The organism is Carbonicoccus niuqiaonis, assembly GCF_050157065.1.
Classification (GTDB): Bacteria; Actinomycetota; Actinomycetes; order Propionibacteriales; family Propionibacteriaceae; genus Avipropionibacterium.
Window position 1 is genome coordinate 2273046 of record NZ_CP189573.1, and the last position, 13458, is coordinate 2286503.

The window sequence follows — 13458 nt, forward strand, 5'->3', positions numbered from 1 at the left end:
ACCCGTCAGATCGCCAGTTCCTGCATCGAGGTGTTGATGGCGGCGACCAGGTCGGTGCCGTCGAGCTGGACCTCGTCGGCGATCCGGCCGTCCTTCATGAACACCACCCGGTCGGCGCGGGCGGCGACGTTCGCGTCGTGGGTCACCACCAACAGGGCGGTCCCCTCGGCGTTGAGTTCGCCGAGCAGGTCCATCACCTCGTCGGCGGCGCGGCTGTTGAGTGCGCCGGTGGGCTCGTCACCGAACAGGATCCGGGGCTCGCGCATCAGGGCCCGGCAGATGCCGGCTCGCTGCAACTGGCCACCGGAGACCTGTGACGGGAACCGGCCCCCGAGGCCGCCGATCCCGGCCCGCGCCAGCAGCGACTCGGCCCTGGCGACACCGTCGCCGGTGACCCGGATGGCGGACCCGTCCACGTTCAGGAACGGGGTGGCCGACCACTCCTCGACCAGTTCGTCGTTCTCGGCGAACCGTTGCAGCCGCGCCAGGTCGACCGGGCCGGCGTGCATCTGCAGCAGGTGCGGGGTCTCGGCCTGCCGCATCAACGCCTCGCTGGCACCGGTGGTGGTCACGAGCAGCCCGCTCGCCGAGCCGGCGAGCATCGAGGCCAGCGCAACGAACGCCACCAGGATGGCAGCCGGGATCGGACTGCGACGTAGCGCATTGTGCGTCAACCTGCGAAGTTCCCCGACCACGACCGTTCCCTTTCGGCATGGCCCGGACGGGCCTGCAGCCCAAACCTAGGAAGGGTGATGGCCCGGCACCATCGGGCAGGCCCCCCGACCACCCCGGACATCCGGCCCGGGCACCGCACCGGTCTGGGTCCACCGCTGTTCGCTGCCGACGGCCCGGGCGATGCGCTGGACCCTGATGCCGCGATCAGGGGCGGATCACGGAAAGTCCCCACGCAGCTAGTGACTATTCCGGACAGTCTGTGCTAGGCATATCGGACTGCATTGAACGGCGGCACTCGGCCGTCGGTCCGACGCCAGACGAAGGGTCCCCGATGTCCACAGCAGAACATCCGAAGCTGTCCGCAGCACCCACCTCCAGGTTCTCGGCCGATCTGTCACGCCGGCGTCTGCTGCAGGCCGGTGGCCTCGGCGCCGCAGCCGTGGGGCTGGGCGGGGGCGCCGCGGGTGGCCTCGGCGGCGGCAGTGCGCACGCCGCGCCCGAGCAGCTGAGCGCGGTGAAGTCGCGCACCGTCTACTACAGCGCGGAGAAGATCGCCGCAGCGCGGGAGAACATCGCCAACTTCGCCTGGGCACGCGAGATCGCCGACGCCGAGATCGCCCGCGCCGACAAGCTGGTCGCCCTGGACCCGGAGACGCTGTGGGCGTCGGTGACCACTCAGGGCCTTCCTCGAAGCTACGCGGTGAACCAGTTGCTCGGCTCCCCCGTCACCGGGACCGACATCTACGAGTACGGCAACTACCCGTGGCTGGCCGACCCGTTCACGAAGCCGTACCAGATGGTCGACCCGTCCTCGGACCACGTCTTCCCGACCAACGACTTCGCCTCGTTCTACGCCTCGGCGTTGGACGAGCACGGCAACTTCGACCGCGACCTCGGAGATCCGCAGTACCTGGTCAACATCCGTCACCCCGAGCGTGGGCCCGACTGGGGTGTCGACGACGGCTACGGCTGGGTCGACGAGAACGGCGACAAGTGGACCTTCATCGCGTACTACAACCACTGGTTCACCTGGCTCAATCCCGACTCGCTGCTGGATGCGCCGGTGCTGTCGGCGGCCCGTGCGTACGCCTACACCGGTGACCTCAAGTACGCCCGAGCCGGCCTGATCGCGCTGGACCGGATCGCCGACGTCTACCCGAGCATGGACCGCAGTGCCCACCCCAAGTCGGAGGGCTACCTCGCCTCCGACGGCGGCACCGGGCTGGGCAATGTCGTCGGCAGCATCTGGGAGACCGGGCTGGTCAAGCACCTGTGTGAAGCGTACGAGGCGTTCTACCCGGCGATCGCCGACGAGGACCTGGCGGGAGTCCTGCCCTTCCTGCAAGCGAAGTCGGAACAGTACGGGCTCAACCCGAAGGCCACCACCGCCGACGTGCGCGCCAACATCGAGCACGGCATCCTGCGGCAGGTGTTCCCGTCGGTGAAGGAGGCCCGCATCCGCGGCAACTTCGGCGCCCACCAGTCTGCGTTGGCCTTCGCCGCGGTGGTGCTGGACGACCCGGTGGACTCCAAGGAGTGGCTGGAGTTCGTCTTCCAGGCCGGCGCCTTCTTGTCGAACCCGTACCGGATCACCGGTGGCAACGTGTACCCGGTGATCCTGGGAGACGTCGACCGGGACGGGTTCGGCAACGAGAGCGGCCCGGGCTACAACTACGGCTGGATCGGCCAGATCGGACAGATCGCCGACCTGCTGGCCGGGTACGACCTGTTCCCCACCGCCGACCTGTACCAGCATCCGACGGTCCGCCGGATGGTGTTGGCCCGTGGCCCGCTCACCATGCTGAACAGCTACACCCCACCGATCGGCGACTCGGGCTCGACCGGCAAGCCCGGACTGTTCGGCAGCCCGACGACGTACACCCAGGCGTTCGCCCAGTACGGGGAGGTCGAGTCGGCGCAGTTGGCGTACCTGATGAACGACGAGTCGGCAGCCGGTCTGAACGCGGGCATCTTCACCCTCGACACCGCAGCGTTGCAGGCCGAGATCGAGGCGATCGTGACCTCGAAGGGGTCGTTGGCGTTGCCGTCGATGAACCTGTCCGGATTCGGCATGGCGCTGCTGCGTGACGGTGCCGACGATGCCGCGCGCGGTTTCTCGGTCTACTACGGTCGCACCATCGGGCATGCCCACCGGGACGCGCTGAACCTGGAGATGTGGTCGAACGGGGTCGACGTGATGCCCGACCAGGGCTACCCGGAGTTCGCCGACAACTCGATCCGCCGGCACGAGTGGACCGACAACACGGTCGCGCACAACACGGTGGTCGTCGACTCCTCACCTCAGCTGCAGCAGTACGCCCCGGGCCGCCCGCTGGCGTGGGCGGACGCGGAGAACGTGAAGTTCGTCGACGTCGACGCGTCCTCGGCGTACGAGCAGACCGGCACCTACCGCCGCACCACGGCCATGATCAGGATCGACGCGGACCGGGCGTACCTGGTCGACGTCTTCCGGGTCGTCGGGGGCGACCGGCACGACTACTCGTTCCACGGTGCCGAGGGTCCGGTCACCCCGACCGGGCTGGCGCTGGTGCCGCAGGACGGTGGCACCTACGCCGGGGCCGACGTGCCGCAGCCACCCGACGACGCGACCGCGGATCCGAACGCCTCGGGCTTCGACTGGTTGATCAACGTGTCCCGCGACTCCGATCCCGGGGCACAGTTCTCGTTGGACTACGACGTCGTCGACACCTGGGACGTCCACGAGTCCGACCCGAACCTCCACCTGCGGGCCACCTTCCTGGCCGACTTCGACGAGGTCGCGCTGGCCGACGGGGAGCCGCCGCGCAACAAGCCGGGCAACCCGAAGACGCTCCGCTACCTGTTGGGGCGGCGCAGCGGTACCGACCTGACGACCACGGTGAACGCGGTGTTCGAACCGTACGTGGACGCCTCGGCCATCACCAAGATCAGCTCGGTCACCCCGACCGCCGAGGTCGAGGTGAGCAGTGACGAGGTGTCGGTGATCAAGATCGAGCTCACCGACGGCCGGGTCGACTACGTCGTGCACTCGCTGCGGCCGGAGGTGGAACTCGACATCGACGGGGTGTTCAAGTTCAGCGGGGTGTTCGGGGTCTACTCGCTGGTGGCCGGCAAGGGCCAGTGGGCGTTCACCTCGGAGGCGGCGAAACTCAACCCGAAGGACACCGCGACGGGTGCGGTGGCGACGTTGCAGGCCGACCCGCCCGCCTTCACCGGGACCCTCACCGGGTTCACCAGTGACCTCGACCGCGAGGAGCCGGGCCCGGACTCGACCAGTGAGCTGGTGGTCTCGGTCGGCGATGTTGATCTTGCTGCTGCGGCCGAGGAGGTCGTCGGACTCGAGGTCCACGTGGCGAACGACGGTGTCCGCACCGCGACGTACCGGATCGTCGAGGCCACGGTCGACGGATCGGGCCTGCGGCTCGGCCTGGGTCGGACCACGCTGGTCCGGGAGATGGCCGATCCTGATGATCTTGAGGGCGGCTACGTCTATGACGTGGCGCAGGGACAGGCCGTACGGGTTCCCCGCCAGCGCAGCTGGCACCGGTAGTACACGTCCAGCAGCGCCGATTCGCCGCCCCGTCGGGGCCCGATCGGCGCTGTTGGCGACCGTGTGATCACCAGTGTCGAATCGTTACCGTCAGGGTTTGCGGCACGACGTAGACTGACCTCAGGCGACCTGCTCGGGGGTGTTTGGTCCGCCGATCTCCTCCCTGCGCAGTGCGCCCGCGGTCTCCACCGTGGGGGCCGCTTGATGACTCGGGGGAGTTGTTTCATCATGCGTGTTTCGCGCGCGCCTTTGGCGTGCCTTGTTGCCTCGGCGGCCCTGCTCGTGCCGGGCTTCCACGCGATCGCCACGGCGACCGCAGATGCCGTGCCCGACAGCGTCGCCCCGGCCCAGACCGATGCCATGATCATCTCGGCCAAGGCCCTCAACGATCACGGATGCGACGCCACCGAGTGGCACTTCGTGATCACCGGTGTCGGCAGTGACGGCGTGGCGCCGGCGTCGATCACGGTGACGTTCAGTGGTGGGAACTCCGTCGTGGTTCCGCTGGACAGGGTCACCGGCAACGTTGCGCACTACACCACCTACGACCACCTGGACCAGGACGTCGTGTCCGCGACGGCCAGCATCGTCGCAACGTGGGACGGTCAGTTCAACCTGTCCCACGGACCGTGCGGTACACCTTCGTCGTCCACCCCACCGGCGTCCACACCGCCTGTCTCGACCCCACCGGTCTCGACCCCACCGGTCTCGACCCCACCGGTCTCGACCCCACCGGTCTCGACCCCACCGGTCTCGACGCCACCGGCCTCCACCCCGCCGGCCTCGACGCCACCGGCCTCCACCCCGCCGGCCTCGACGCCACCGGCCTCCACCCCGCCGGCCTCGACGCCACCGGCCTCCACCCCGCCCGCTTCGACGCCGCCCGCTTCGACGCCACCGGCCTCCACCCCACCGGCCTCGACCCCACCCGCTTCGACGCCACCCGCTTCGACGCCACCGGTCACCCACCCGCCGTCCACGGGTGGCACCCCGCCGGCGAGCACCACGTCGACGCGCACCACGGCGGTCGGCAGCACGACGGTCAGCACGACGCCGGCAGCGCCCGGCAACGGCCGACCCGGTTTCGGCACCGGCGGTGACGGCCTGCCCATCTGGCCGTTCCTGCTCGGTGGCGGCCTGGCAGCCACCGCCGTGGCCGTGTTCCCGCGGCGCAAGGGCACCCGGGAACAGTGATCACCCGGCGGCGGTTCGCCGCTGCCGCTCTGGCGGTCGGGTTGTTCGGCGGGTCCTTCGTGGCCTGGCACGAGACCCGGCCGCCCGCGGTGACGGCTGACACTCCGGGATCCCCCGTGGGTCCCGGGGCGTCGCCGGTTGCTCCGACGACGGTGGGCCCTACCCTCTCACCGTCGTCGGAACCACCCGACACCTCGTCGCCGGCGGCGACGTCCGCCGAGCAAGTGCCAGCCTCGGCCACCACGCACGGGTCAGCCTCGACCTCGACGCCGTCGCAGCCTTCCGCGTCGCCGTCACGGGCCGTGCCGACGGCCGAGGTCACCCGGCTGCGGATTGACGGTGTGTTGTCGGCCACCGCCGGTGCTCCGATCTCACCGGACCCGCGGACGAACATCCTGACCCCACCCAACAGCTCCCAGGTGTTCCGGTGGGCGGAGCGCGGCAGGCCCGGCACCGGTGCCCGTGACACGGTGTACCTGCTGGGTCACACCGTCCGCGCCGGTGGCGGCGTCTTCGACCGGCTGCAGACGGTCACGCCGGGGCAGGTGATCATGGTCGACACGACCACCGGATCGCTGCAGTACAAGGTGTCGGCGGTCAAGCTCTACCCCCGTGACAGCATCCAGCACGCCGACGAGGTGTACGCGACCGTGCCGGGCCGGCTGGTGCTGATCGGCTGCTACCTCAACGCCGACGGTTCGCGTCAGGACCGCAACGTCGTGGTGTTCGCCCAGCGGACCTGACCACTCCGCGGCCCAACTAAGCTCGGCCAGCGTGAGTGAGCAGCCCCATACCGGTCCAGCCCGTACCGAACCGACCCAACCGCCGACGGCACCGCGTCGACCGACGACGCGGGTCCACCACGACGACGAGTTCCACGATCCGTACGAATGGCTCCGCAACGCCGATGACCCCGAGGTGATCGCCCACCTCGAGGCGGAGAACGCGTGGACCGAGCAGCAGTCAGCCACCCAACAGGCCTTGCGTGACGAGGTGTTCGAGTCGATCACCGCTAGGACCAAGCAGACCGACATGTCGGTGCCGGTCCACACCGTCCACGGCGACCCGGACGCCGGTGGCAGCGCCTGGTGGTACTACAGCCGGGCCGTGGAGGGCCAGGAGTACGCCCTCCACTGCCGTGTCCCGGCCACCGATCCGACGACCCCGCCGGATCCGGACGGGGAGCTGGCCGACGAGGTGGTGCTGCTCGACGGCAACGCCGCGGCCGAGGGCCACGAGTTCTTCTCGGTCGGCGCCTTCGACGTGTCCCCCGACGGCAACCTGCTGGCGTACTCGGTCGACCACACCGGCGCCGAGCGTTATCTGCTCCGGGTCGTCGACCTGCGTACCGGCGAGCTGTTGTCCGACAGCATCGACAACACCTCCTACTCGGTGGTGTGGGCCGGCAACGAGCACCTGTTCTACACCCGCGCCGATGACGCGTGGCGTCCGTACACCGTGCTGCGGCACCGGCTGGGCACCGCGGCCGACGACGACGTGGCCGTCTTCACCGAGCCCGACGAACGGTTCTGGGTCGGCGCCGGGCTGAGCCGCGACGAGGAGTGGGTGCTGATCGGGTCGGGCAGCAAGCTGTCCAGCGAGTGGCGCATCCTGCCGGCCGCCGACCCGTACGCCACCCCGCGCGTGGTGGCGCCGCGGCGCGACGACGTGGAGTACGACGTCGAGCCTGCCGGTGACCGCTTGCTGATCGTGCACAACCTCGACGCCACCGACTTCATGGTCAGCGAGGCCCCGCTGGAGGCGACCGGCCCGGAGCAGTGGCGGCCGGTGGTGCCACACACGCCGGGGGTCCGGATCACCGATGTCGACGCCTACCGTGACCACGTCGTGGTCTCGATGCGGCGTGACGGCCTCACCGCCGTGCACGTGATGGGCCGCGACGCACACGGCGACCTGGTGCCGGGTCATGACGTCGACTTCGACGCACCGCTCTACACCGCCTCGATGATGGGCAGCCCCAACTGGGTGACCGACAGGGTCAGGCTCAACTACACCTCGATGGTCACGCCCAACTCGACCTACGACCTCGACCTGACCTCGAGGGAGCTGACGCTGCTCAAGCAGCAGCCGGTGCTGGACCACCCGGTGCACGGCCCGTACCGCAGCGACGACTACGCCCAGACCAGGACCTGGGCCACCGCCGACGACGGCACCCGGATCCCGATCTCGCTGGTGCACCGGGCCGACCTGGTGCTCGACGGATCGGCGCCGCTGGTGCTGTACGGCTACGGGTCGTACGAGATCCCGGTCGACCCACGCTTCTCGATCCCGACACTCCCCTACCTCGACCGCGGTTTCGTCTACGCCATCGCGCACGTCCGCGGCGGGGGTGAGCTGGGACGCAGCTGGTACGAGCAGGGCCGCCTCGACCACAAGCGCAACACGTTCACCGACTTCATCGCCTGTGCCGACCACCTCATCGCCCAGGGCTGGACCTCACCGGACCGGCTCGGTGCCTCCGGCGGCAGCGCCGGCGGCCTGCTGGTCGGTGCGGTCGCCAACCTCGCCGGTGACCGGTTCCGGGCGATCCTCGCCGCCGTCCCGTTCGTCGACCCGCTGACCACCATCCTCGACCCGGAGCTGCCGCTGACGGTCACCGAGTGGGAGGAGTGGGGCAACCCGCTCGCCGACCCGGCCGTGTACGCCTACATGAAGTCGTACAGCCCGTACGAGAACGTCGAGCCGAAGCCGTACCCGGCGATCCTGGCGACCACCTCGCTGAACGACACCCGGGTCTCCTACACCGAACCGGCGAAGTGGGTGGCCGAGCTCCGCCACACCGCAGAACCCCACCCGGATCGGCCGGTGCTGCTGAAGACCGAGATGGTCGCCGGCCACGGCGGGGTCAGCGGCCGCTACCGGGTGTGGGCCGACATGGCGTTCGAGACGGCCTGGCTGATCGACCAGTTGGATCCGACCCCGCCCAGCTGACGGGCCCGGCGCAGCAGAACGGAGCCCGCCCGCAGCTGAACGGGCCGGGCGCAGCTGAACGGTGGCCGGCCCGGGAGCCGACGGGGCGGGCGGACCAGCACCCTGACTGGTCTGCTCGGTTCCCCTCAGGGTCGCTTCTCAGGGATTGCTCAGGGCACGGTTGGCATCTTTTTGGGCTCCGAATGCGTTGAACCCAGTGAAGGCACGACGAGAGGGGCCGACTGTGGTTGCAACTGCGACACGAACCAGGATGACCGAAGGTGTTGACGGCAAGGACGCCGTCGGCCAGTACCTCGACGAGATTGCCCGGACACCGCTGCTGACCGCCGAGGAGGAGGTCGAGCTGGCGAAGACCATCGAGGTCGGGCTGTACGCCGAGAAGATCCGGGACGGCGAGGTGACCCGCGCCGAACGTGGCAAGCGGGCGAAGCGTCCGTCGAAGGACGAGCTGGAGACCCTGATCCAGATGGGTCAGGCCGCCCAGCAGCGCTTCGTCACCGCCAACCTGCGTCTGGTGGTGTCGGTCGCCCGCAAGTACGGCCGGGCCCAGATGCCCCTGCTCGACCTCGTGCAGGAGGGCAACACCGGCCTGATCCGGGCGGTCGAGAAGTTCGACTACACCAAGGGCTTCAAGTTCTCCACGTACGGCACCTGGTGGGTCCGCCAGTCGATCAGCCGCGGCATCGCCCAGCAGGGTCGCATCGTTCGGCTCCCGGTCCACGTCGCCGAGCAGGTCAACCAGGTCGGCGCGGTGCGTCGGACCCTGGAGCGCCGCCTGGGCCGTGAGCCGGAGCTGTTCGAGATCGCCGACGAGATGGGGCTGGAGACCGAGCGGGTGATCGACCTGATCCGGTACGGCCGGGAGCACGTGAGCCTGGACGCCCCGGTCGAGGAGGACGGCGACACCGCCCTGGGTGACCTGATCGCCCGCGAGCCCACGCCTGGCCCGGACGAGGTGGTGCTGGATGCCGAGGAGCGCAGCCGGCTGGAGGCCATGTTGGGCGCCCTCGACGACCGGTCCGCCGATGTCGTACGGCGTCGCTACGGCCTGCTCGACGGTCGGCAGGCCAAGCTCGCCGACATCGGCGCGGTCTGGGGGATCACCGCCGAGCGGGTCCGCCAGATCGAACGGCACGCGATCGCCAAGCTGCGCTCCACCGAGGCAGCTGCCTGAGACCCCTTTCCCCCTCCCCACTCGGGCGGGTCGGTTCCTTCGCGGGGAACCGACCCGCCCGAGTCACGTTCCGGGCCGGGTCGAGGTCATCCCTCAGACGACGATCAGTGCAGCGATCCGCCAGAACCCGTCCCGCAACGCACCGGTGAGGCTCAGCTCGGCCGTCCGGCCGGCGGCGCCGCCATCGAGGGTGAAGCTGAACCAGACGAACTGCCGGGCCGGGATCTGGCCGGTGCCGGTGGTGCCGAGCACGGTCCCGGCCTCGGAGATCGTGGTGATCCCCGACCCGGTCGAGGAGTCCCCCGACAGCACCCACACGGTGTGCGTCCCGGCGGGCAGGTCGAGTTGCAGCCGGTGCGGCGGTTCGTCCTTGCCGAGCACGATGTCGCGGCGCAGCGCATCGCTGTTGCCGCGGTCGCGCGACTCGGGCAGCCGGCCCACCCAGCCGTACCCGCTGCTGCTGTCGTAGACGTGGTCGGGGCCGAGCCGCAGGTATCCCTCCAGCAGCGGACTCGACCCCGTGCCGCCGTCGATTGCCAGCACCGCGTCGTCGGGGTGGATGGTGGTGACCACGTCCAACGTCCGTCCGGTCTCCACGAGCTCGTCACCGCGGTGGACGGTGACCCCGAGCCGTCCGGTGCCGGGATCGGCCGGCGCGGTGACGGGCACCGCCACATCGGTTTCCGACCCGGCCGGCACCGACACCTCGACCGGCTCACTGGTCCAGCCGTCGGGCACGGTCAACTCGACCCGGACGGTCTGGGCGGCCTCGGAGGTGTTGGAGATCGCCACGACCACGTCGTTCGCGCGGCCCGACCACCAGACCGGCTCGGTGGTGACACCGGCCACGATGACGGGTGGCAACTCGGCGTCCGGGTCCGGGAGGGCCAGCGCGTTGAGCCGCCACCAGCCGCCCAGCCCGGTGAAGGTGAGGTCGACCGTACGGCCCGCGCCGCCACCGTCCAGCTCGAAGGCCGCCCAGCGGGCCTGGTTGCGACGCTGTTCGGGCACGGTCACCAACAGCGTCTCCCCTTCGCGGACCTCGACGGCCTGCGGATCGGCGTCGTTGTCACCGACCAACAGGTACGCGGAGTGGCGGCCGGCCGGTAGCACGAGTCGCAGCGTCCGCGGTTCGGGGTGCCCGACGAAGTCGCGGACCAGCGCATTGCCGGTCCGGTCACGTGACGACGGCGGCTCCCCCACCCAGCCGAAGCCGGTCTCGGCACTGAACATCGACTCCGGCGACAGCCGGGTGTAGCCGGGAAGCACGGCCGAGCCGGTGGTCCCGCCGTCCAGGGCGAAGTGGCACAGCGGCCCGGCGGGGGCGACGAGTTGGCGCAGGTCGGCGGTCCCGAGCACGGTCAGCTCGGGGTCGATGGAGGCGTCCAGGTCGGCGGTGGTGCCGATCAGCGGTGGCACCACGGGCAGGTTCAGCGTCTCGGTCTCGGTGGAGGCAATCGGCTTGGTCACCGGCTGGGTGGTCCAGGAGTCGTCGGGCGGGACGATCTCCGCGGTCACGTCCAACTGATCCGGCGTGGCGTTGGTGACCTCGAGCGGGATCCGGTTCGGCCACCCGCCGAGCAGCAGGCCGGGTCCCGACACCTCGACCTGCAGCCATTGCCGCTGTTGGTCGAGGATCCGTGACTGGTCGAAGAAGAAGGCGACGATCGTGTCGCGCCACACCCGCGCGTGGTCGAGGTGGCCGGCGAAGCTGGCCGTGATGTCGGCGTGCCGGGCGGCGTCGACCTGTGACGACAACGACTGCCACCGCTGCACGAACTCCTGCACCGTCTCGACCCCGGCGAAGTGGGTGTCGTAGATGTGCTGGATGACGGTGGTGGCCGGATGCTCGTCGGTGCCGTGCAGTTGGTGGGTGTAGGGCACCCAATGCATGAACAGCAGCAACTCGTCGGGCATCGTCGCGAGGTCCTCGTACACCTGGGTCCACGCGTCGGGATACCGGCCGGTGAAGCCGGTGCCCGTGGCGACCGTACGGTCGAAGCCGGTGCCCTCGGAGGTGGTGTGGTGCGACTGGGTCAGCGTGCCGATCGGGCTGGGCTCGAGGTGCGCGCCGCCCGGGTTCACCAGGTACCCCATGCCCAGCGGTGAGGTGTAGTCCTCGAACGCCGACCACGACTGGAGCAGGATGTCGTCGACGCCGTCGACGATCTCGTCGGTCCAGCCGAAGGTCTGCTTGGTCCACTCCGCGGCGATGGCGGCCGGGTCGGCTGCGGGGTCCCACACCAGGCGGCCGAAGCCGTACGTGTTGGCGGCCCCGAACTGGTAGCCGGTCCAGTCGCGGTCGTCACCGAAGTTGATCACACCGGCGATGCCGGCGGTGGTGGTGTTGCGGGTGGTGCCGGTGACGATGTCGGCGACGGTGGGCCCGGCGCCCGGGCCGCCGGTGGTGAAGTCGAGCACCTCGCGCCACATCGGCACCAGGTACACGGCGTGGACGTCGTGCCCGGTGTACTCCTGGGTGAGCTGCAGTTCCAGCATCTGGTTGGTCTGGTCGAGCTCACCGAACAGCGGGTGGGTGGGTTCGCGGACCTGGAAGTCGATCGGACCGTACTTGGTCTGCACGATCACGTTGTCGTCGAACTGTCCGTTCAGCGGGGCGAAGACGTCGTACTGGTACTCCGCCCAGCCGCCGAAGTCCTCGTGCACGAAGGAACGCCAGATGATCAACCCGTCGTGCGGGGCGACCGCCCGGCCCAACATGTTGGCCCCGTCGGCGTGGGTCCGGCCGTAGTCGAGCGGTCCGGGTTGGCCCTCGGAGTTGGCCTTGACCAGGAAGCCACCGAAGTCGGGGATCGCGTCGTAGATCTCGGCCACCTTGTCCACCCACCACTGCTGCACCCGAGGGTCGGCAGGGTCGGCGGTCGTGATCGGGTCGGCGGTGCCGGCGGTGAGCTGGATCGGGGCGGCATAGTTCGCCGACAACCACAGCCGCAGACCCCAGCCACGGAAGGTCGCGGCGAGGTCGACCAGGTTGGTGATCATCTCGCTCGACAGGAAGTGCGAGTTGGCGTTCACGTTGTTGATCACGGTGGCGTTGATGCCGACCGACGCGAGCGTCCGGGCGTAGTCGATCATGCGCGGCTCGACCGTGGGCAGGGCGTCCCAGTTGAAGATGGAGCGGCCCGCGTAGCCACGCTCGACGCTGCGATCGAGGTTGTCCCAGTGGTTGACGATCCGGATCGGGGTGGCCGGGGCCTCCTCGATCGCCAGCTGGTGCAGCCGTTCGCCCGTCGCGACCAGCCGCAGCAGGTGGAACACCCCGTACAGCACACCGCGACTGGTCCGGGCGCCCACGACGATGCGGCCGAGGCCGGACCCGGGTCGCAGCGGGGTGGACCGGATCAGGAACGCCTCGTCGGCCAACCCGGCGAGGGTGGCGGCCCCGAAGGTCGTCCGCACCTCCGCCGACTCCTCCCCGGTGCCGATCAGCACGGTGCCGGGCTGGGATGCCGGGCCGTCGCCCGGCTCGATCCCGGTGAGCCCGGTGATCCCACGGCGCAGTTCGGCGGCAGCGTTGTCGATGACCGCGTCGTCACCGGCCGCGACGACGTGACGCAGCGCGGCCCGGTACTCGGTCAGCCGGGCAGGGTTGCTCACCTGGCGGTATCGCAGCCACAGGTCGTAGCCGTCCTCGTCGGCCGGTCGGCCCGGCGCTCCGTGGGCCGGGCGGATCGCCGTCCAGCCGACCGACCCGGCGGTCGCCGCACCGGCGGTGGTGGCGGCCCCGGCCTGCAGCAGTCGCCGCCGCGACAGTCCTGTTCGGAACAGCTGCGGATGGTCGTACGGCTGGTCGTTCTCGGGCATCGGTTCGGCTCCTCATCGAGTCCCACATGCGCGTTGTACAACGTGGTAGACGCCTCGATCGTAACCCCGATGGCCGAGTTCGGGAACC

Annotated in this window: 8 protein-coding genes; 4 read left to right on the forward strand and 4 right to left on the reverse strand. The window is 69.9% G+C overall.

The features are described from left to right. Positions 1-5: 5 nt before the first annotated feature. Entirely contained in the window at positions 6-674 is a 669-nt protein-coding gene (locus ACQBAU_RS10420; RefSeq protein ID WP_465259355.1) for an ATP-binding cassette domain-containing protein, read from the reverse strand. A gap of 332 nt (positions 675-1006) precedes the next feature. Here ACQBAU_RS10420 and ACQBAU_RS10425 point away from each other — a divergent pair, with 332 nt between their 5' ends. Further along, the gene (locus ACQBAU_RS10425; RefSeq protein WP_465256689.1) at positions 1007-4225 is read left to right on the forward strand and encodes a heparinase II/III domain-containing protein; all 3219 of its coding nucleotides are present in this window, start codon (positions 1007-1009) and stop codon (positions 4223-4225) included. 389 nt (positions 4226-4614) lie between these two features. Here the strand turns inward: ACQBAU_RS10425 and ACQBAU_RS10430 are convergent, their stop codons facing one another. Both ACQBAU_RS10430 and ACQBAU_RS10435 read right to left on the reverse strand, forming a co-directional pair. Next, a complete protein-coding gene (locus ACQBAU_RS10430) occupies positions 4615-4743 on the reverse strand; it encodes a hypothetical protein (RefSeq protein WP_465256690.1) in 129 nt (42 codons plus the stop codon). Positions 4744-4830: 87 nt separating this feature from the next. Then, positions 4831-5337 (reverse strand): hypothetical protein, encoded by a 507-nt coding sequence (locus tag ACQBAU_RS10435; RefSeq protein ID WP_465256691.1) that lies wholly within the window; start codon positions 5335-5337, stop codon positions 4831-4833. Positions 5338-5721: 384 nt separating this feature from the next. On the opposite strand from ACQBAU_RS10435, the gene ACQBAU_RS10440 reads away from it, so the two are divergent. The 3 genes from ACQBAU_RS10440 (at position 5722) to ACQBAU_RS10450 (ending at position 9545) form a co-directional block, all read left to right on the forward strand. After that, the gene (locus ACQBAU_RS10440; protein ID WP_434549080.1) at positions 5722-6162 is read left to right on the forward strand and encodes a class F sortase; all 441 of its coding nucleotides are present in this window, start codon (positions 5722-5724) and stop codon (positions 6160-6162) included. 31 nt (positions 6163-6193) lie between these two features. After that, on the forward strand, positions 6194-8371 hold the full coding sequence (locus ACQBAU_RS10445; RefSeq protein ID WP_465256692.1) for a S9 family peptidase: 2178 nt from the start codon (positions 6194-6196) through the stop codon (positions 8369-8371). A 250-nt stretch (positions 8372-8621) separates the two neighbouring features. Then, positions 8622-9545, forward strand: a complete 924-nt coding sequence (locus ACQBAU_RS10450) for a sigma-70 family RNA polymerase sigma factor (RefSeq protein WP_434549082.1) — start codon at positions 8622-8624, stop codon at positions 9543-9545. Between the two features lie 93 nt (positions 9546-9638). On the opposite strand, the gene ACQBAU_RS10455 is transcribed toward ACQBAU_RS10450, so the two are convergent. Then, positions 9639-13370 (reverse strand): alpha-glucuronidase family glycosyl hydrolase, encoded by a 3732-nt coding sequence (locus tag ACQBAU_RS10455; protein WP_465256693.1) that lies wholly within the window; start codon positions 13368-13370, stop codon positions 9639-9641. Between the last annotated feature and the right edge of the window lie 88 nt (positions 13371-13458).